Annotated in this window: 18 protein-coding genes and 1 riboswitch; of the genes, 2 read left to right on the top strand and 16 right to left on the bottom strand. The window is 73.9% G+C overall.

The annotated features are described in order from the left end of the window. Positions 1-145: 145 nt before the first annotated feature. From ACFVGO_RS20085 to ACFVGO_RS20060, 6 genes are all read right to left on the bottom strand, one after another. Positions 146-1063 carry a hypothetical protein gene (locus ACFVGO_RS20085; protein WP_359897434.1) on the bottom strand — a complete coding sequence of 306 codons (918 nt, stop codon included), beginning with the start codon at positions 1061-1063 and terminating at the stop codon, positions 146-148. Between the two features lie 133 nt (positions 1064-1196). Further along, positions 1197-2021 (bottom strand): thioesterase family protein, encoded by an 825-nt coding sequence (locus tag ACFVGO_RS20080; protein WP_380633146.1) that lies wholly within the window; start codon positions 2019-2021, stop codon positions 1197-1199. A 142-nt stretch (positions 2022-2163) separates the two neighbouring features. Continuing rightward, positions 2164-2601, bottom strand: coding sequence for a transcription antitermination factor NusB (gene nusB / locus ACFVGO_RS20075; RefSeq protein ID WP_359897437.1), 438 nt, complete (start codon positions 2599-2601; stop codon positions 2164-2166). Positions 2602-2605: 4 nt separating this feature from the next. After that, positions 2606-3169, bottom strand: a complete 564-nt coding sequence (efp, locus tag ACFVGO_RS20070; protein WP_359897438.1) for an elongation factor P — start codon at positions 3167-3169, stop codon at positions 2606-2608. A gap of 78 nt (positions 3170-3247) precedes the next feature. Further along, a complete protein-coding gene (locus ACFVGO_RS20065; RefSeq protein WP_359897439.1) occupies positions 3248-4354 on the bottom strand; it encodes an aminopeptidase P family protein in 1107 nt (368 codons plus the stop codon). A gap of 381 nt (positions 4355-4735) precedes the next feature. Further along, positions 4736-5851: a HoxN/HupN/NixA family nickel/cobalt transporter gene (locus ACFVGO_RS20060; protein ID WP_380633144.1), complete on the bottom strand. Its 1116-nt coding sequence runs from the start codon at positions 5849-5851 to the stop codon at positions 4736-4738. A gap of 30 nt (positions 5852-5881) precedes the next feature. Beyond that, a riboswitch (cobalamin riboswitch) is annotated at positions 5882-6095 on the bottom strand. An 82-nt stretch (positions 6096-6177) separates the two neighbouring features. Here ACFVGO_RS20060 and ACFVGO_RS20055 point away from each other — a divergent pair. Together ACFVGO_RS20055 and ACFVGO_RS20050 are read left to right on the top strand one after the other, a co-directional pair. Then, complete coding sequence (locus tag ACFVGO_RS20055; RefSeq protein ID WP_359897441.1) at positions 6178-6561, top strand: metalloregulator ArsR/SmtB family transcription factor; 384 nt, start codon at positions 6178-6180, stop codon at positions 6559-6561. 58 nt (positions 6562-6619) lie between these two features. Further along, positions 6620-8293 (top strand): hypothetical protein, encoded by a 1674-nt coding sequence (locus ACFVGO_RS20050; protein ID WP_380633142.1) that lies wholly within the window; start codon positions 6620-6622, stop codon positions 8291-8293. A gap of 8 nt (positions 8294-8301) precedes the next feature. Here ACFVGO_RS20050 and ACFVGO_RS20045 read toward each other — a convergent pair whose 3' ends face one another. The 10 genes from ACFVGO_RS20045 to mltG form a co-directional block, all read right to left on the bottom strand. Beyond that, on the bottom strand, positions 8302-10308 hold the full coding sequence (locus ACFVGO_RS20045) for an AAA family ATPase (protein WP_380633140.1): 2007 nt from the start codon (positions 10306-10308) through the stop codon (positions 8302-8304). 70 nt (positions 10309-10378) lie between these two features. After that, complete coding sequence (locus tag ACFVGO_RS20040) at positions 10379-10705, bottom strand: putative quinol monooxygenase (RefSeq protein ID WP_359897444.1); 327 nt, start codon at positions 10703-10705, stop codon at positions 10379-10381. Positions 10706-10842: 137 nt separating this feature from the next. Next, the gene (locus ACFVGO_RS20035) at positions 10843-11652 is read right to left on the bottom strand and encodes an Fpg/Nei family DNA glycosylase (RefSeq protein ID WP_380633138.1); all 810 of its coding nucleotides are present in this window, start codon (positions 11650-11652) and stop codon (positions 10843-10845) included. A gap of 125 nt (positions 11653-11777) precedes the next feature. Next, the gene (locus tag ACFVGO_RS20030; protein ID WP_380351174.1) at positions 11778-12437 is read right to left on the bottom strand and encodes an AAA family ATPase; all 660 of its coding nucleotides are present in this window, start codon (positions 12435-12437) and stop codon (positions 11778-11780) included. Positions 12438-12717: 280 nt separating this feature from the next. Then, positions 12718-13146 carry a type II 3-dehydroquinate dehydratase gene (gene aroQ, locus ACFVGO_RS20025; RefSeq protein ID WP_049653999.1) on the bottom strand — a complete coding sequence of 143 codons (429 nt, stop codon included), beginning with the start codon at positions 13144-13146 and terminating at the stop codon, positions 12718-12720. Positions 13147-13154: 8 nt separating this feature from the next. After that, positions 13155-14246: a 3-dehydroquinate synthase gene (gene aroB, locus ACFVGO_RS20020; RefSeq protein ID WP_359897446.1), complete on the bottom strand. Its 1092-nt coding sequence runs from the start codon at positions 14244-14246 to the stop codon at positions 13155-13157. After that, the gene (locus ACFVGO_RS20015; protein ID WP_380351178.1) at positions 14239-14760 is read right to left on the bottom strand and encodes a shikimate kinase; all 522 of its coding nucleotides are present in this window, start codon (positions 14758-14760) and stop codon (positions 14239-14241) included. The genes aroB and ACFVGO_RS20015 overlap by 8 nt, the downstream gene beginning before the upstream one ends. Next, on the bottom strand, positions 14757-15941 hold the full coding sequence (gene aroC / locus ACFVGO_RS20010; protein WP_380351179.1) for a chorismate synthase: 1185 nt from the start codon (positions 15939-15941) through the stop codon (positions 14757-14759). Before aroC ends, ACFVGO_RS20015 begins: the two co-directional genes overlap by 4 nt. Positions 15942-16177: 236 nt before the next feature. Then, a complete protein-coding gene (locus ACFVGO_RS20005) occupies positions 16178-17008 on the bottom strand; it encodes a shikimate dehydrogenase (protein WP_380351181.1) in 831 nt (276 codons plus the stop codon). Between the two features lie 42 nt (positions 17009-17050). Continuing rightward, positions 17051-18985, bottom strand: a complete 1935-nt coding sequence (gene mltG / locus ACFVGO_RS20000) for an endolytic transglycosylase MltG (protein ID WP_380633135.1) — start codon at positions 18983-18985, stop codon at positions 17051-17053. Between the last annotated feature and the right edge of the window lie 205 nt (positions 18986-19190).

Below are 19190 nucleotides of genomic sequence, written 5' to 3'. Positions count from 1 at the left end.
GCGCTTGCTCCCGCCGGGTGCCCAGGAACCACCGCGGCTGGTCCTTTGTGTTCCCCCACGACCAGCCTTCCCCCCGGATGACCCCCCGGCCCGGGCGTCCCCCCCAGGTCTCGTGCCCCCGGGACGGGGCCCCGCGGCGGAGCCGTCAGCAGACCGTTCCCAGGCCGTAGCCGGGCTGCGCCGCCACGCCGTCCAGCCGGACCGGCCGCTCGGCCGGCGCCCACTCCTGCCCGCCGCTCGACCAGGCCCAGGAGGCCTGCAGGTACTCCCCGCAGGAGGCGGCCGAGCCCTGCGAGCCGTGCAGCACCGCGACGCCCGGCAGCTCCAGGGCCAGCCCGGTGCAGAGCACCGCGCAGACCAGCTCCAGGTCCTCGTCGTTGATCCGGACCACGCCGTCCTCCCACTGGAGGACCCGAGCCGCGGCGGTCAGCTTCCCGCCGGGCGCGTCCACCCGCAGGCGCAGCTCGTACACGCCGGCCCCCGCGCCGACCAGCATCCGGCGGAACACCTCGCCCCCGCGCTGGTAGGCGGCGCGCACCCAGGCGGCGTGCTCCTCGTCGGGCGCGCCCGCGCCCCCGTACAGGCCCCCGTCGAGCAGCAGGTCGGCGTGGCAGAGCGTCAGCCCGTTCTCCCGGGCGCGCACCAGGCGGGGCACGAAGTCCCCGGCCAGCTCCTCGCCCTGATAGGCCAGCAGCTGGGTCTGCAGGGCCGGGTTGACCAGGTAGCGGTCGCGGGCGGCGGGCTCGGCCGGGTCCAGCCCGTGCAGCACGCAGAACTCCTCGAAGTCCTGCGGGTGGAACATCCGGGCCCGGACGGTGTCGAACCGCTCCAGCGCCTCGGCCAGCAGCTCGGCGGTGTCGGCCAGGTAGCGCTCGTGGTCGGGGGCGTCGGAGATCCCCCAGGCGCGGGCCCGGGCGAAGTCCGCGGCGTTGGTCAGCACCCCGATGACAAAAGCCTGCTCGGCGCCGCCGGCCCGCTGTGGCCGGTGCGACGCCCGCACCGCGGGCCGCGAGCCGCCGGCGGTGCAGTCGGAGTTACGGCGGGCGCGACCCTTTTGACTCATCGGTGGCTCCTGGCTTCGGGGGTTGACGGTCCGCGGCACGCTCGCCGCTGACCGTCTTCCTCCCCATCCGCGCGCGCCGCACACGTACGGCGTGTCACAGGAATGTAACCACCGGTAATGCGGGGCCGCCGGGTCAGGCCCGGGGCGCCCGGGCCAGCTGGCGGGACTGCGCGACCAGGCGGCCGGACTCGTCCCAGACCTCCGCGTCCTCCTCGAAGTAGCCGCCGGCCAGGTTGCGGGTCGCGTGGGTGACCCGCAACCAGCCGGGCACGGGCCTGGCGCGCAGGTGGACGGTCAGCTCGATGGTGGGCGCCCAGCCCGGCATGCCGAGGTCGAAGGTGACCGGCGGCAGCGCGTCGGCGACCAGCAGGAGCAGCAGCGGGTCGGGCTCGCGGCCGTCGGCGAGCCGGAACCAGCCCTGGATCCGCCCGTTGCCGGAGGGCTGCCCGAGCGCCCAACCGATGGTGGCCGGGTCCAGCCGCAGGTCGAACCGCTCCAGCAGGGCGGCCTGGGCGATCAGCTCCTTGGGCGCGTGCTCGACGCCGACGCACTGGTCCGGCGGCGGCAGCTGCGGCGGCCGCGCACTGGTGCGCACCTCGCCGTCGGCGGTGGCGAGGTCGCCGTGGCTGGCCACCACCCGCAGCCGCTCGACGCCGTCCTGGCTGAGCGAGGCGGTGCCGGTGGACAGGCCGCGGCCGGTGCGCAGCACCTCGGTGCGGACGGTGGCCGGGCCGGGGGTGGAGGCGGACAGGTAGTAACCGCTGATCGACACCGGGTCCGGGTGGGTGCCGTGCTCCAGCGACAGCGCGTGTCCGGCCACCGCGAGCAGCAGTCCGCCGTTCACCCCGCCGCCGATCTGCCAGCCGGCGCCGAGCTCGGCGTCGTAGCGGCCGGCCTCCTCGGGGTGCCTGGTCAGGGCGATGCCCTGGTCGAACTCGCTGCGGATCGCGGTGGTCATCTGGGGGGACCTGCCCTTCACGCGTGGTTCCGGACGTCAAGTTACTGACAAGTAGGGCCCCACCCTACGCCGACCGGGTGAAACGCGGAACGGCCGCCGGACACCTGTTCGGGTCCGACGGCCGTCCACGACGTCCACCTGTCTACCGGCGGATGCTCGGCTTCAGCTCCAGGAAGCGGGCGAGCATGCCGTTGACGAAGGCCGGGGAGTCGTCCGTGGAGAACTCCTTGGCGATCTCGACGGCCTCGTCCAGGACGACGGCGTCCGGGACGCCGTCCTCCCAGATCAGCTCGTAGGCACCGAGCCGCAGGACGTTGCGGTCCACGATCGGCATCCGGTCGAGCGACCAGCCGACGGAGTACTGCTCGATCAGGTCGTCGATGCGACGAGCGTGCTGGACGTACCCCTCGATGAGCTCCATGGTGTACTCACCGACCTGCGGGGTGCCCTCGTCGGGCCTGGGCTCGCGGGCGCGGGCCACCCAGTCGGCGAGGACCTGCTGCGGGTCGACCCCGCGGTGGTCGGCCTCGAAGAGGATCTGGAAGGCCCTGGTGCGGGCCTTGCTGCGTGCGGCCGACACGGACTTACTTCACCCGGCCGAGGTAGCTGCCGTCGCGGGTGTCGACCTTGACCTTCTCACCCTTGGTGACGAAGAGCGGCACCTGGATCTCGGCGCCGGTCTCCAGGGTGGCCGGCTTGGTGCCACCGGTGGAGCGGTCGCCCTGGACGCCCGGCTCGGTCTCGGCGATGGTCAGCTCGACCGCGGCCGGGAGCTCGATGTAGAGGACCGAGCCCTCGTTCTGCGCGACGAGGGCCTCGAAGCCCTCCAGCAGGTACTTGGCGGCGTCGCCGACGACCGACGGCTCGATGGTCAGCTGGTCGTAGGTGTCCATGTCCATGAACACGAAGTTCTCGCCGTCCTTGTACGAGAACTGCATGCCGCGCTTGTCGACGTTGGCGGTCTCGACCTTGGTGCCCGCGTTGAAGGTCTTGTCGACGACCTTGCCGGTCAGGACCTCCTTGAGCTTGGTACGCACGAAGGCCGGGCCCTTGCCGGGCTTGACGTGCTGGAACTCGACGACGGACCAGAGCTTGCCGCCCTCCAGCTTGAGGACCATGCCGTTCTTGAGATCGTTCGTGGAAGCCACGGGCGCACTAACTCCTGTATAGCTGTCAAGGAACCAAGGGATTGCGTCCTGCCTCCCACGGCCCCCGGGGGGCCGCGGTCACAGGGCGAGGAGCTCCTTGGTGGTGATGGTGAGCAGCTCGGGCCCGCCCTCTTCGAGGGGGCGCACGACGAGCGTGTCCTCGATCCGGACGCCGCCCCTGCCCGGGAGGTGGACCCCCGGACCGACGGTGACCGGCACGCGGCTGTCCAGTTTACCCATGTCCGACGGACCGAGGCGCGGCGCCTCCCGGATCTCCAGCCCGACGCCGTGGCCCACCGGGTGCGGGGAGGCCTCGGTGTGGCCGGCCGCCTCCAGGACCTGCCGGGCGGCCCGGTCGGGCACGCACTGCTCCACGCCCGGTCCGAGCGCCTCCCGCCCGGCCCGCTGGGCCCGGAAGACCAGCCGGTGCAGCTCCACCTGCCAGGGCGCGGGGGCCGCGCCGATCACGAAGGTGCGGGCGGTGGAGACGCCGTAGCCGCGGTACTGGGCGCCCATCACCACGGTCAGGAAGTCGCCCTCCTCCACCCGGCGGTCGGTGGGCTGGTGGGCGGCCTGGCCGGAGTGGCTGCCGGTGCCGACCGAGACCGGGAAGGCGGCCCGGTCGGCGCCGTGGTCGATCATCCGGCGCTCCAGCTCCATCGCCAGGTGCCGCTCGGTGCGGCCGACCAGGATCGACTCCAGCAGCTCGCCCAGCGCCTGGTCGGCGATCTCGGCGGCGATCCGCAGGTCGGCGATCTCGTGCTCGTCCTTGACCACCCGCAGCCGCTCGACCGTCTGGGCGAGGTCCACCAGCCGGGCCCCCTCGGTCAGGCCCCCCACCGCCCGGTGCCGGGTGACGGTCAGGTCGTGCTCCTCCACCGCCAGTCCCGACACCCCGGACCGCGCGGCGACGGCCGCGACGGCCAGCGCGGAGTCCGACCCGGCCGCCACCGGCAGCCGGGTGACGTCCGGGGCGATCAGGTGCTCCCCGGAGTCGTCCGGCGGCAGGTCGTCCGGCAGCGCGAGCAGCGCCCGCTCCCTGGTCAGCAGCAGGCTCGCCCCGCAGGGCGCGCAGCCCGTCAGGTACCGCACGTTCGCCGCGCGGGTGATCAGCGCAGCATCGGCCCCGGCCGCACTGCAGTGCTCCCTCACCCGCTCCCGCCGCCCCGCGTACGCATCCGCCATGCGTCGAGCCTACGAACCCCCGGCCCGAAGCGCCCGCCGAGCACCCCCGGCAGAACCCCCAATACCCCTTGCGCGCCCCCCTGCGCGACCGCGGCACCGTCCCCCTCGGGCCCTCACCCCGCCCCCCACGCAGCGTGCCGCCGAGGGGGCCCCGCACCCCCGGCGGCCCCTCGGACTCCTACCGGCCGCTACGCTCCGTCACGGATATGTCACTTCCGGTCCTGTGCGAGTGCGACCCGGTCGCCGGCCGGCACGTCGACTTCCGTGAGGAGCGCCGGCCCGGGGCGCACCAGGCCCCCCGGAACGCGCACGGCGCCTCCCCACCGCGGGGAGGCGCCGTTCCGGCGTGCGCGGGCAGGCCGCTGCTCGCGGCCGGATGGCTCAGGAGCCCTCGGGCGCCCAGCGCTTCTCGACCCCGGCGAGCTTCCAGTACCCGATCGCGATCGCCCAGACGACCACGAACAGCCCGGCGATGGCGTAGCCGACGTTGTCCAGTGAGATGTCGGCGATGAAGCCGGTGACCGGGTCGGTCAGATCGAGCTTCTCGTGCAGCACCCCGACCAGCTCGATGGTGCCGATGACGAAGGCCACCGCGATCGACAGACCGGTGATGGTCAGGTTGTAGTACACCTTCCGCACCGGGTTGGCGAAGGCCCACTGGTACGCGAAGTTCATGAACGTCCCGTCCAGGGTGTCGAACAGGCTCATCCCGGCCGCGAACAGCAGCGGCAGGCAGACGATCGCGTACCAGGGCAGCCCGGAGGCGGCGCCCGAGCCGGCCATCACCATCAGGGTGACCTCGGTCGCGGTGTCGAAGCCCAGCCCCAGCACCATGCCCACCGGGAACATCTGCCCGGGCCGGGTGATCGAACGGGTCGCCCGGTTCAGCACCCGGGCCATGAAGCCGCGCGAGTCGAGGTGCGCCTCCAGCTCCTTCTCGTCGAACTTCCCGGCCCGCATCGAGCGGAACACCCTGAGGATGCCGAGCAGCGCCGCCAGGTTGAGCGCGCCGATCAGGTAGAGGAACACGCCGGAGGTGGTCGTCCCGATCACGCCGAGCCACTTGTGGGTGGCCGACTCGTCGTCCATCAGGGTGTTCGCCAGCTGCGCGCCGCCCGCCACCAGGGCGGCCATCAGCACCACCATCGAGGAGTGCCCGAGGGCGAACCAGAAGCCCACCGAGACCGGCCGCTTGCCGTCCGCCATCAGCTTTCTGGTGGTGTTGTCGATCACCGCGATGTGGTCGGCGTCGAAGGCGTGCCGCATCCCGAGGGTGTACGCGGTGATACCCAGGCCCACCCCGAAGACCTGGGTACCGACCGCGTACTTCTCGGGTGCGACCAGGAAGATCAGCGTGCCGAAGGCCACCACGTGCATGGCCACGATCACCGCCATCAGCCCGGCGGTACGGACGGTGTCCTCGCGCCGCCACTGGAAGCTGGGCAGCGCGGAGGGGGCCGGTTCGGCCCCGGCGGCAACGGTTTCGGGCAGGGTCATCTGCGGATCACGCTCCAGCACCTCGTGGAAAACCTCGTGAGATGCCGTGGCCGGTCTCCTGGCTGACGGGACACCCGCACCCGCCTTCCCAAGCGCACGAGGCGCCCAGTGGCTCCATGGGTACGGACGACGTTCCTCCGCGGACGGAGGAACGACCCGATCACAGTGGCGAGGGCCGCTCCGGGCTGGGACCCCTGAGGGTCCGTCACCGGTCTTCCCGAGCACCACGGCGGGGAACACCGTAGGGGTCACGCCCCGACCCGTGCAAGGTTGCGCACCTGCGCAGGTGTCCAGGATCACAGACCGCCGCCTGCGAGAATGTCCGCATGCATCTCGTACCGGCCGACCGCGCGGGCCACCGCACCATCGACGGGCACCGGGTCTGCGAGGCCATCGCCGCGATCGGCGACCCGGCCCACGTCCGGTCCTGGGCCGAGCGGTTCTCCCTGCTCGCCGACCCCGGCCGGCTCGCCCTGCTGCTCGCCCTCCACCGGGCCGGGCCGCTCGCCGTCACCGACCTCGCGGTCGCCACCGGCATGCGCGACCCCGCCGTCTCCCAGGCCCTGCGGCTGCTCCGCACGGCCGGCGTGGTCACCGGCGACCGGGACGGGCGCGTGGTGCGCTACCAGCTCGTGGACGAGGCCATGCGCCCCCTCCTCGACGAGTGCGCCGCCGGTGAACACCACGAGCCCACCGCGGCCACGGGCTGACCCACTGGCCCGGCCCCGGAACCGCGCCGCGGCCGGAGCGGATGAGTACGATCATGACGTGCCGTCCCGCCCCCACGCCTGGCCCGCCGACCGGTGGAACACCCGACCGGTCAGGGCCCGCGTGCTGGCGGTCGCCCGCACCCTCACCTCGGCCACCCGGGTCCTGGACGTCCTGACCCTGCTGAACCCGGACGGCATCGACCGGTACTTCACCGTCAACCCCGGCTCCGCCTTCGCCGACCGCGCCCTGGACGAGTACCTGCACGGCCTGCCCGGCTTCACCGTGCTGGACTGGGAGGACGCCGTCAGCCGCCGCTTCGACCTGGCCGTCGCCTGCGCCGTCCACTCCTCCATGCACCGGCTGGACGCCCGCCTCGTCGTCCTCCCGCACGGCGTCGGCTACAACCGGCTGGTCACCGAGTCCACCGGCGACACGGTCACCGCCGCCGGTCTGTCCCGCAACGAACTCACCCACCGCGGACGGGTGTTCGTGGACGTCCTCGGCCTCTCCCACCCCGAGCAGCTGGACCGGCTGCGGGTCTCCTGCCCCGAGGCGCTGGACGTCGCCCGGGTGGTCGGCGACCCCTGCTTCGACCGGATGCTCGGCAGCCGGCGCTCCCGCGACGGCTACCGCGCCGCACTCGGCGCCACCGGCGGCCGACGGCTCGTCGTCGTCAGCTCCACCTGGAGCGAGCACTCCTTGTTCGGCCGCCGCCCGGACCTCCCCCGGCGGCTGGTCCGCCGGCTCCCCGCCGACGAGTACACGGTCGCCGTCGTCCTGCACCCCAACGTGTGGAGCCGCCACGACCCCGAGGCGCTGCTCGACGACGCCCGCCGGATGGGCCTGCGCCTGATCCCGCCCCACCAGGGCTGGCAGGCCGCGCTCGTCGCCGCCGACTGCGTGATCGGCGACCACGGCTCGGTCACCGTCTACGGCGCCGCCCTGAACCACCGCACCCTGCTCGTCGCCACCGGCGCCGCCGAACTCGACCCCCGCTCCCCCGGCTACGCCTTCGGCCAGGCAGCGCCCGTCCTCGACCCGGACGGGGACCTCGCCGCCCAGGTCGAACAGGCCCTCGCCCGGGACCCGGCCGACCTGAGCGCGATCACCGACCGCTCGCTCGCCCACCGCGGCGAATCCGCCCGGCTGCTGCGCCCGCTGCTGCACTCCTTCCTGGCCGGGCTGGACGAGCCCGGGGACGAACCGGCCCTGCCGCCCTACCCCAGGCCGGCCCCGTGCCCGGGCACCGTCGACCGGCCCACCGCCTACGACGTCGAGGGCCGGAGCGAGGGCACCGAGGTCAGCCTGCGGCGCTACCCCTTCGACCCGCCCGACCACGCCCCGCGCGGCTTCCACGCCCTCACCGACGAGCACCCGGGCGACGCCCTGCGCTACACCGCCGAGGTCCTGGCCCGCACCGAGGTGCACGCCGAACGCCCCGCCGCCCGCTGGCTCGCCGACTCCGCCGCCGAACTCCCCGGCCTCGCCGTCGCGGTGGCCGCCCTCGGCCCGGCCCGCCACCTGCTCCGACTGCGCGCCGGCCTGCTGCTGGAGGCCCGCGCCGAACCGGACTGGACCTGCCCCGACCCCACCGTCGACCCGCTGCTGCTCGGCTCCGCCGTGGCCTGCTGGCTCGCCGACGGCGGCGACCCGGCCGGCCTCCCCCGGCACGGCCTCACCGTCCGCACCGGCGAGCACCGCACCCGGGTGTCCTTCCGTACCGGCCCCTGAGAAGGGCGCTACTCCGGCAGCTCCCGCAGCCGCGCCCGGCTGCGCTCCGCGAGCTCCGCGTCGTCCAGTTCCTCGGCGAGGGCGAGCAGCAGGGTGTGGGCCTGCGCCTCCTTCGCGTACTGGCCGCGCTCCTCGGCCCGCCGGGCGCAGTCGCCCGCGTGGACGGCGGCGAGCTCCGGCTGCCCGAGCGCCCGGTGGGCCCGGGCGCGGACCAGCGGCAGCTTCATCAGCATGTCCTCGTCCCGCGTCCGCTCGGCCTGCGCGGTGGCCTCGGCCAGCCGGGCCAGCGCCTCCTGCGCGCGGCCGTCGGCGATCAGCGCCTGCGCCAGGTTGTAGCTCTGGACGATCTCGCCGTGCTCGTCGCCCCGGTTCGCCGCCAGAGCCAGCGTGAACCGCCGCACCGCGTCGCCCGGACGGCCGTCGGCCAGGCAGAGCAGACCGTCCGTCTCGTGGAGCACCCCCACCACCCGACGGTCGGTCACCAGCGCGACCTGCTCCGCGGCGAGCGCCAACTGCTCGGCGGCGAGCCGGTATTCCTTGCGGTCGAAGTGGGCCCGGGCGAGCTGGTTGCGCATCCGGACCACGGCGGCCGGCTGGTTGTCCCACTGGGCCGACTCGATGCCGAGCCGGTGGGTGGCGATCCAGTCCTGGTAGAGCCTGCGGTCGTGGTACAGCAGCCAGAGCGACTCGCACAGCCGCCACACCTCGCCGTGCCACCCCTGCCGGGCCGCCTCCTCCACCACCGCGCGGAAGTTGGCCCGTTCCGCGTACAGCCACTCCAGGGCCGCGGTGTCGGAGGCGAAGCCGGGCAGCTCGTCGCCGCTCGGGTCCTGCAGGCGCAGCCTGCTCCCGGCCATCGCGCGGTCGGCGACCGAGGCCCGGCCCCGGTAGTACGCCACGACGGCGGCGAGGAGTTCCCCGCGGTCGGCCAGTTCCCGGGTCCGGCCGTAGGCGTGCAGCCGCACCACGTCGTGGGCCCGGAAGCGGTCCTCGCGGTCGCCGTCCAGCACCTCGTCCAGCACGTGGACGCCCCGCAGCTCCCCGATCGCCTGCCCGGCCCGCTCGACGCCGACCGCACGCGCCAGTTCGGCGGAGACGAAGGGGCCGGGGTGCACGCCGATCAGGTGGTAGAGCGCCCGGCCCGGCGCCGACAGCCGCTCGTAGACCAGGTCGTAGGTCGCGCCGAGATCGCTCTCCTCGTCCTCCAGCATCGCCAACCTGCCCTCCCGGTCGTGCAGTTCGGCCACCACCCGGCCGACCGGCAGGTGGTCCCGGTCCAGCAGCTGGCTCCCGACCGCGTTCAGCGCGAGCGGCAGCCCGCCGCACAGCTCGACCAGTTCCGCCAGTTCCCCGTCGGTGCCCCGCCCCGGGCCCACCCAGCCGCGCACCAGCTCGGCGCCCGCCCTCGCGCTCAGCGGGCCGAGCCGGCGCACCACGGCGCCGTCCGTCCGCAGCGCGGGCAGCCGCCGGCGGCTCGCGACCACCACCAGCCCGCAGGACGGGAGCAGCGCACGGACCTCCGCGGCGTGCTCGACGTTGTCCAGGAAGAACAGGCACCGGCGCTCGGCGGTGGCGGTGCGGAACGCCGTGAACCGCTCGGCCTCCACGGCCGGGGGCTCGGTGCCGAGGGCGCGCAGGAATCCGGCCAGCAACTCGGGGAGGTCCACCCCGCCCTGGTGCCGGTAGGCCTTCAGGTCGGCGTAGAGGTCCCCGCCCGGGAAGTGCTCCCGGTGCTCCTCGGTGAACCTGGCGATCAGCTCGGTCTTCCCGACCCCGCCGAGGCCGGTGAACACCACGACCCCGAGTCCGCCCTCCACGACCCGGCCCAAGGCCTCGGTCAGCGCGGCGAGTTCCGGCTCCCGGTTGACGAACGGGCCGTGCGGGGACCGGATCTGATGCGGCCTCGGCACCGCCCGCGGCTGGTGCAGGTGCAGCGCCCCGATGCTCCCGGCCTGCACCACGTGGCCGCCCACCGTGGCCCCCGACACGGTGTTGGCCACCTCGTGCCGCTCCATCCGCCTGCTCCCTCCGGCCGGTCGGCCCCAGCCTACGGGCTGGGCACCCGGCCGGAGGGGCACTCGGAGGTCACCGGGGGGTGATCTCGCCCATCTCCGCCCAGCCGTCCAGGCCGGGGATCTCGGTCGAGACGATCCGCGGCTTGGCGGCCACCGCGTACGACAGCTCCTCCATGGCCTTGGCGAAGTGCGCGGACTCCACGTGCTCCTTGCCCGCGTCGCCGTCGCGGAACGCCTCGACCAGGACGAACTCGTTGGGGTCGTCGACGCTGCGGGACCACTCGAAGAAGAGGTTGCCGGGCTCCTGGCGGGTGGCCCGGGTGAACTCGTCGACCAGGCCCAGCCACTCGTCGGCGCGCTCGGGGCGGACCGGGAACTTGACCGTGATGAAGATCATGGGACTTCCTTTCGCTCCACGTTCACACGTGGCCGTGCGGACAGGGGCGCGCGGCTCGGCGCGCTCGACGTCCATCGTCGCAGCTCAGAAGGGCTGTCCACGACACGGGGGCAGCACGCGTCACGATCGGGCGCCCGTCACGCCGACTGGCAGCCCGGGCACCAGAAGAGGTTGCGGGCGGCGTGCTCCTCCGTCCGCACGTCGGTGCCGCAGACCAGGCAGGGCATGGCGGCCCGCCGGTAGACGTACACCTCGCCGCCGTGGTCGTCCACCCGGGGCGGGCGGCCCATCGCCTCGGGGGTGTGCTCCGGGCGGACGGTGTCGATCCGGCCGGCGGTGACGCCCTCGCGCATCAGGGCGACCAGGTCGGCCCAGACCGCGTCCCACTCCCGGCGGGTGAGGTCGCGCCCGGCCCGGTGCGGGTCGATGCCGTGGCGGAACAGCACCTCGGCCCGGTAGACGTTGCCCACCCCGGCCAGCACCTTCTGGTCCATCAGCAGTGCCGCGACGGTCGTGCGGCTGCCCGATATCCGGCGCCAGGCGGCCTCCGGGTCGGCGTCGGCGCGCAGCGGGTCGGGGCCCAGCCGGGCGGCGACGGCGGCCTTCTGGCCCTCGGTGACGAGCGCGCAGGTGTTGGGGCCGCGCAGGTCGGCGTAGCCGTCCTCGTTCTCCAGCCGCAGCCGGACCAGCCCGACCGGCTCGGGCGCCGGGCCGGTGCCGAAGGTGAAGCCGCCGTAGAGGCCGAGGTGGACGTGCACCCAGGCGCCCTCCTCGAAGCCGAGGAAGAGGTGCTTGCCGGTGGCCTCCGCACCGGTGAGCAGCTGCCCGTCGATCACCTTGGCCTCGTCGGCGAACCGGCCCTGCGGGCTGGAGACCCGCACCGGGCGGCCGCCGAAGGCCTTCCGGTTCTCGGTGGCGAGGCGGTGGATGATGTGGCCTTCGGGCACGGGCGTCGGCTCCTCCGGGCGCGGCGACATGACCCGTCCATCATCGCAGCCGGCTCCGACAGCTCCGCGACGCCGCAGGCCGGCGGACCGGGAAGGGCGCGGCTCCGCGGGGCCGGGGCGGCGGTTCAGCGGACCGGGATGCCCATCAGCCGGGCCAGGATGACGCGGTCCAGCTCGGCGGCCGTCCCGGCGACGTCCAGGGCGGAGTTGTCGATGATCGGCAGCCCGGAGTTGTACCAGCCGGCCATCCGCCCGTGGATGCGGGCGACCTCCTCGTCCCCGAGACGGCGGTTGCCGCTGCGCCGGGCATTGCGGTGCAGGACGGAGTCCAGGCTGGGCAGCAGGACGACCGGGATCATGCCGGGGCCGATGTGCCGCTTCCAGCCGCCGAGGCCGATCGCCGGGCGGTCCGGGAAGACGGCGTCGTCGATGATGCAGGAGATGCCGTTGGCCAGGTAGTTGCGGCACGCGAAGCCGCAGGTGCGGCGGGCCAGCCGGTACTGCGCCTCGGAGGCGTTGTTCCAGCCCGACTGCGGGTTCGCGAAGCCGGACTGCACCCACTCGCGGACGTCGTCCAGGCTGATGTGCGCGGTCGGGGTGGGCCGCCGCTCGGCCCAGTGGCGGGCGACGGTGGTCTTGCCGGCCCCGGCCGGTCCGATCAGCAGGACGGCGATCGGCCCGGTGGCCGCGTGCTGCCGCGGCGGGTGGGTGGGCAGTTGGACGGGCGCGCCGGACGGCAGCACGAAGTGCCCGGTGCCGCCGGCGGGCACCGGGGCGCTCGGCACGGGTGCGGCCGCGGGGGCCGGGGCGGAACGGGCGACGGGCCCGGGAGCGGCGGGGGCCGCGGGCGCCGGCCGGACCGGCGGGGACGGAGGGGCGAGCGGCGCCCCCGACGACGTCCCCCGTGTCCCGCCCCCCGGCGGCACCGGTGGAGCGACGGGACGCGGCGGGACCTGCCCACCTCCGGCGTACTGCGTCACGGCACCTCCCGACACCTCTCAGCGGGGACACTACACGGCGGCCCGGCGGCGGGCACAGTCCGCCGCCGGGCCACCGCCCGTACCCTCAGCGGGTGGTGAGCCGCTCGGCCAGCGCGCGCAGCGCCAGCTCGTAGGAGCCGAGCCCGAAGCCGGCGATGGTGCCGGAGGCCACCGCGGCGATCACCGAGGTGTGCCGGAAGGTCTCCCGGGCGTACGGGTTGGAGATGTGCACCTCGATCAGCGGCGCGGTGCGCTGGGCCGCGGCGTCCCGCATCGCGTACGAGTAGTGGGTGAACGCGCCGGGGTTGATCACCACCGGCACCTGCCCGTCGGCCGCCTCGTGCAGCCATTCCACCATCTGCTGCTCGGAGTTGGTCTCGTGCACCTCGACCTCGAAGCCGAACTCCTTGCCCAGCGCGGTGCAGCGCTCGACCAGTCCGGCGTACGAGGTGGCGCCGTAGACGTCCGGCTCCCGGCTGCCCAGCCGGCCCAGGTTGGGGCCGTTGAGCACCATCACCCTGGTCACGCCGAGACCTCCGCGTACGCGGCGACCAGCAGCGACGGGTCGGGGCCCTCCAGCACCGAGGTCTTGCCCAGGCCGTCCAGCACGATGAAGCGGATCAGGTCGCCGCGCGACTTCTTGTCGATCTTCATCGCGTCCAGCAGCTTCGGCCAGGCGTCCGCCCGGTAGCTCAGCGGCAGGCCGACCGAGGCCAGCACGGTGCGGTGCCGGTCGGCCGTCTCGTCGTCCAACCGCCCGGCCAGGCGGCCGAGTTCGGCGGCGAAGACCATGCCGATGGAGATCGCGGCGCCGTGCCGCCACTTGTACCGCTCGTTGCGCTCGATGGCGTGGCCGAGGGTGTGGCCGTAGTTGAGGATCTCGCGGCGGCCGGACTCCTTGAGGTCCCCGGAGACCACGTCGGCCTTGACCTGGATGGCCCGGCGGATCAGCTCGACGGTGTGCGGCCCGGCCGGCGTCCTCGCGCCCTCCGGGTCGGCCTCGATCAGGTCGAGGATGGCCGGGTCGGCGATGAAGCCGCACTTGATGACCTCGGCCAGGCCGGAGACGTAGTCGTGCTTGGGCACGGTCTCCAGGGTGCCGAGGTCGGCCAGCACGCCCACCGGCGGGTGGAAGGCGCCGACCATGTTCTTGCCCTCGGCGATGTTGATGCCGGTCTTGCCGCCGACGGCCGCGTCGACCATGCCGAGCAGCGTGGTGGGCATGGAGATCCAGCGCACCCCGCGCAGCCAGGTGGCGGCGACGAAGCCGGCCAGGTCCGTGGTGGCGCCGCCGCCGAGGCCGACGACGACGTCGCTGCGGGTGAAGCCGGTCTGCCCGAGCACCGACCAGCAGTACGCGGCGACCTCGACGCTCTTGGCCTCCTCGGCGTTGGGCACCTGCAGCGCGATGGCCTCGTAGCCCTCGCCGACCAGGTCGTCGCGGATCGCGTCGGCGGTGGCGGCCAGCGCCTCCGGGTGGATGATCGCGACCCGCTTGGCCCGGGCACCGATCAGCGGCGCCAGCTCACCGAGCAGCTGGTGCCCGATCAGCACGTCGTACGGGTCGTGGCCGGCGCTGCCGCCGACGTGGATCCTGACGGTGGTGTCAGTCATGGGGGGTCTTCAGCTCCAGTGCTTCCAGTACGGCGTCCGCGACCTGCTCCGGGCTGCGCCCGGCGGTGTCGACCACGGCGGTGGCCACCTCCAGGTAGAGGGGGCGGCGGGCCTCCATCAGCTCGCGCCAGCGGGCCCGCGGATTGACGGCCAGCAGCGGGCGCGGGGCGTCCAGGCCGACCCGCTTGACGGCGTCGGCGAGCGGCACCTCCAGGAGGACCACCGGCAGCTCGTGCAGCAGCGCGCGGGTGGCCTCGGCCAGCACCGCGCCGCCGCCGAGCGCCAGGACCCCGTCGTGCCCCTCGGCGGCCGCGCGCACGGCCGCCGCCTCCAGCGCGCGGAAGTGCGGCTCGCCCTCGTCGACGAAGATGTCCGGGATGGGCTTTCCGACGGTCGCCTCGATGTCGGCGTCGGTGTCCCGGAAGCCCACGCCCAGGCGCTCGGCCAGGACCCGCCCGACGGTGGACTTGCCACTGCCGGGCGGGCCGACCAGCACCACAACGGGACTGGTCATCGGATGATCAGGTTGTCGAGGTAGCTCTGCACGTTGCGGCGGGTCTCGGAGACGTTGTCGCCGCCGAACTTCTCGTTCACCGCGTCCGCCAGCACCAGCGCGACCATCGCCTCGGCGACGATGCCCGCGGCCGGCACCGCGCAGACGTCCGAGCGCTGGTGGTGCGCCTTGGCCGGCTCGCCGGTGCGCACGTCCAGGGTCTGGAGCGCCCGCGGCACGGTGGCGATCGGCTTCATCGCGGCGCGCACCCGCAGCACCTCACCGGTGGAGAGGCCGCCCTCGGTGCCGCCGGAGCGGCCGGAGGTCCGCTTGACGCCCTCGGCGGTCGGGACGATCTCGTCGTGCGCCTTGGAGCCCGGCACCCGGGCCAGCTCGAAGCCGTCGCCGACCTCGACGCCCTTGATCGCCTGGATGCCCATCAGCGCGGCGGCCAGCCGCGCGTCCAGCCGGCGGTCCCAGTGCACGTGCGAGCCGAGGCCCACCGGCACGCCGTACGCCAGCACCTCGACCACGCCGCCCAGGGTGTCGCCGTCCTTGTGGGCCTGGTCGATCTCGGCGACCATCGCCTTCGAGGCGTCGGCGTCCAGGCAGCGCACCGGGTCGGCGTCCAGTCGTGCCTCGTCCGAGGGCAGCGGCACCACACCGGCCGGCGCCTTGGCCGCGGCCAGCTCGACCACGTGGCTGACGATCTCGATGCCGGCCACCTCGCGGAGGTACGCGCGGGCGACGGCGCCCAGCGCGACCCGGGCGGCCGTCTCCCGGGCGCTGGCGCGCTCCAGGATCGGCCGGGCCTCGTCGATCGAGTACTTCTGCATGCCGGCCAGGTCGGCGTGGCCGGGCCGGGGGCGGGTGAGCGCCTCGTTGCGGGCCAGGCCCGCCAGCACCTCGGGGTCGACCGGGTCGGCCGACATGACCTGCTCCCACTTCGGCCACTCGGTGTTGCCGACCATGACCGCGACCGGGCTGCCCATGGTCAGACCGTGCCGGACGCCGCCGAGGAAGGTCACCTCGTCCTGCTCGAACTTCATCCGCGCCCCGCGGCCGTAACCGAGCCGGCGGCGCGCCAGCGCGTCGGCCACCACAGCGGTGGTGACCGGTACACCGGCGGGCAGGCCTTCCAGCGTCGCGACGAGTGCGGGGCCGTGCGACTCCCCCGCCGTCAGCCAGCGCAACGTACCCAACGGAGCTCCTTCATCAGCGGACCGGACCTCGGCACCGCCGGGGCCCGCCCCGGGCGTGCCTTGTGCCTGAATCCTTTCATGCCCCAGCAGCACCTGGGGGCACAGTCCGCGTGCCGGACGGCAACCGGCCACCATCCGGCCGGGAACCACCCGGGGAACCGGCCGCAGGACGGGCCCGGCACCCGGCCGGAGGACCGGGCCCGCGACCGGTGCCCCCGCCACTCGGCGCGGGGGGCTCAGTGCCCGGCGAGCGCCTTCTCCCCCGCCTCGCGCATCGCCGCCAGCGGCCCGGGCGTCCGCCCGGTGAAGGCCTCGCTCTGCAGCACCGCCTGGTGCACCAGGAGGTCCAGCCCGCCCAGGACGGTCGCCCCGCGCCCGGCACAGGCGGCGGCCAGCGCCGTCGGCCACGGGTGGTACAGCACGTCGAACAGCGCGCCCGGCTCGGCGGGCAGCTCGTCGGCGAAGACGTCCGTCGCGCCCACCGGCGTGGTGGAGACGGTCAGCGGCCGGGCCAGTGCCTCGGCGCCGCGCTCCCAGTCGGCGGTGCGGACGGCCACGCCCAGCCGCTCGCCCAGCTCGGCCATCTCCCGGGCCCGCTCGGCACTGCGCACGTAGACCGTCACCTCGCCGGTGCAGATCTGGGCGAGCGCGGCCAGCGCCGACGAGGCGGTGGCCCCGGCGCCCAGGACGGCCGCCTCGGGCACCTCGGTGATCCCGCGCTCGCGCAGCGCGTTGACCAGCCCGGGAACGTCGGTGTTGTCCCCGGTGCGCCGACCGTCGGCGGTGAACACCACGGTGTTCACCGCGTCCACCGAGCGGGCCGTCGCGCTGACCTCGTCGAGCAGCGGGATGACCGCCCGCTTCAGCGGCATGGTGAGCGACAGCCCGGCCCACTCGGCCTCGTCCAGCGCGGCGACGAACCCGGGCAGCCCGGCCTCGTCGACCTCGAAGCGGTCGTAGCGCCAGCCGTCCAGTCCGAGCGCCGCGAAGGCGGCCCGGTGCAGGTCCGGCGAGAGCGAGTGGGCGATCGGCGAACCGAGAACGGCCGCCCGGTGCTTGCTGGTCAACGCTGCCTCTCCGCGAACTGGCGGACTGTCGTCCGGCCGTGGCTACTTCTTGGTGGTGCAGTGGCCGCGCGTCTCGTCGAAGCCCTGCCCGGCCGACTGGCAGTACTCCTTGACGTTGGCGTAGTGCTCCTTGCTCGTCTCGGCGAACCGGGTCTTGGTCGGGGACATCGCGATGAAGTACAGCCACTTCCCGTCCGCCGGGTGCAGCGTCGCGGTGAGCGCCTCGTCGCCGGGGTTGGAGATCGGACCGGGCGGCAGGCCCGGGTTGATGTAGGTGTTGTACTTGTTGGACGCGTCGTCCATGTCCTTCTTGTCGAGGTCCTTGCGGTTCAGCGAGTACTGGAGCGTGGTGTCCATGCCCAGCCGGTGGTTGATCTCGCCGCCGGCCGCCAGCCGGTTCTGGATGGTCTTGGCCATCTTGGCGAAGTCTTCCGGGTTGTTGCCCTCGCGCTGGAGGATGCTCGCCTCGATGAGCACCTCGTAGCCGGTCTTCAGCCCCACCGAGGCGGCCTGGGCGTCCAGGTCGGCGTACTTCTCGGTGGCGTTCTTCACCATCTGCTTGAGCAGGTCCTCGGGCTTCATGCCCTCGGCGATGTTGTAGCGGGTCGGCCAGAGGAAGCCCTCGATGTTGCCGTTGGCGTACGGCGGCAGGCCGAGGTCGTTGACCTGGGCCTTGGCGACGCCCGCCGTGGTGCCCGCCTGCAGCTTCAGCTTGGTGTCGATGAGGGTGTAGATCTCGGTGGAGTTCTTGCCCTCGGGGACGACGATCGCCGCGCCGCCCGCCTGGGCGAGCAGCTCCTTGAGCGCGGCCGCGGCCGGCATCTCCTTCTTCAGCCCGTAGTAGCCGTACTGGATGGTGCCGCACTTGGGCTCGGCCTTGCAGGCCGCGGAGAACGCGTCGACGCTCTTGACCACACCGGCGTTCTTCAGCGCCAGGCCGATCTGCCCGCCGACCGCGCCCTTCTTGACCTCGACCTGGACGGAGCCGGTGCCCTCGCCGGTGAAGTCCTCCGGCGGGCCGAAGTGGTCCTGGTAGAAGCCGTAGCCCCACCAGCCGGCCCCGCCCACGGCGCCGAGCAGCACCAGCGCGACCAGCAGACAGGCGCCGCCGTTGCGGCGGCCCGACTTCTTGCCCTTCTCCTTGCGCTTCTTCTGGGCCTCGCGGGACTCGTCCTGCTCCCCGAGGAAGCCGGCGTCCCCGGCCTCGGCGTGCTCGTCGAGGTAGCCGTCGTCCTCGTGGCGGACGTCCTGGTGGCCGTCCCACTCGTCCGTCCCGGCCTCGCGCGGGGCACCGACCGGGTCGGCGCCGGCCTCCAGCGCGGCGGCCTCGGCCTCCCAGTCGATCCCGTCCGGGCCCGGACCGGAGGCCGGCGCGGGCGCCGGGGCCGCCGGCTGCTGCCGCCGTCGCCGCGGCGTCTGCTGCTGCTGCTGCTGGGGAGCCTGCTGGGACTGGTCCTGCTGGGGCTGGGCGTGCTGCTGGGGCAGGGGCACCTGCTGCTGGGGGGCCTGCTGCTGGGGGGCCTGCTGGCCGCCGGGGAAGCCCTGCTGGTAGCCCTGCTGCTGCATCGGCGCCTGCTGCTGGGGCATCTGCTGCTGCGGATAGCCCTGCTGCACCTGCTGCACCTGCTGCTGCGCGTACCCCTGCTGGGGGTAGCCCTGCTGCGGCACCTGCTGGGGGTAGCCCTGCTGACCGCCCGGGTAACCCTGCTGCGGCATCTGCGCCTGCTGCTGCTGCTGCTGCGGATAGCCCTGCTGCGCCATCATCTGCTGCTGCATCTGCGGCGTCATCTGCTGCTGGGCGTACCCCTGCTGCACGTCCCCGTACGGCTGCTGCTGGGCCGCCTGGCCCTGCTGCGGGTACTGCTGCTGCCACTGGCCGTCCTGCTGGCCGGGGACCGGCTGCCGGCCGTCGTACCCGGGATCACCGGGGTGCCACGGCTCGCCCTGGGGGCCGTAGCCCCCACCCAGATCGGTCATCGATCCCCTTAACCGACGGTGACGACCGGAGGATCAAACCGGCCGTCCGGGACGACGCCGTCCCGGCTGATTCTCGAACCGGCGTGCTAGCGCAGCGCCTGGAGGGAGACGTTACCGTACCGCAGCCTTACCCCCGGCCGGGCGGACGCACGGTCAGTGAGCGATCTCACCGACGGCACACAACACCGTTACGGTGCCCCCGACA

It is taken from the genome of Kitasatospora sp. NPDC057738, from assembly GCF_042798815.1.
GTDB lineage: Bacteria > Actinomycetota > Actinomycetes > Streptomycetales > Streptomycetaceae > Kitasatospora > Kitasatospora lactacystinica.
The sequence above is the reverse complement of the archived record's forward strand: the minus strand, read 5'-3'. Positions and strand labels throughout refer to the sequence as shown.

Coding starts and splice junctions, on each gene's coding strand:
- ACFVGO_RS20065 (WP_359897439.1), bottom strand. CDS start 4,354: ATGGCGGATGCGTACGCGGGGCGGCGGGAGCGGGTGAGGGAGCACTGC.
- ACFVGO_RS20060 (WP_380633144.1), bottom strand. CDS start 5,851: ATGACCCTGCCCGAAACCGTTGCCGCCGGGGCCGAACCGGCCCCCTCC.
- ACFVGO_RS20040 (WP_359897444.1), bottom strand. CDS start 10,705: ATGATCTTCATCACGGTCAAGTTCCCGGTCCGCCCCGAGCGCGCCGAC.
- ACFVGO_RS20085 (WP_359897434.1), bottom strand. CDS start 1,063: ATGAGTCAAAAGGGTCGCGCCCGCCGTAACTCCGACTGCACCGCCGGC.
- ACFVGO_RS20015 (WP_380351178.1), bottom strand. CDS start 14,760: ATGACCAGTCCCGTTGTGGTGCTGGTCGGCCCGCCCGGCAGTGGCAAG.
- ACFVGO_RS20080 (WP_380633146.1), bottom strand. CDS start 2,021: ATGACCACCGCGATCCGCAGCGAGTTCGACCAGGGCATCGCCCTGACC.
- aroB (WP_359897446.1), bottom strand. CDS start 14,246: ATGACTGACACCACCGTCAGGATCCACGTCGGCGGCAGCGCCGGCCAC.
- ACFVGO_RS20055 (WP_359897441.1), top strand. CDS start 6,178: ATGCATCTCGTACCGGCCGACCGCGCGGGCCACCGCACCATCGACGGG.
- aroQ (WP_049653999.1), bottom strand. CDS start 13,146: ATGGTGCTCAACGGCCCCAACCTGGGCCGGCTGGGCAGCCGGGAGCCG.
- ACFVGO_RS20045 (WP_380633140.1), bottom strand. CDS start 10,308: ATGGAGCGGCACGAGGTGGCCAACACCGTGTCGGGGGCCACGGTGGGC.
- mltG (WP_380633135.1), bottom strand. CDS start 18,985: ATGACCGATCTGGGTGGGGGCTACGGCCCCCAGGGCGAGCCGTGGCAC.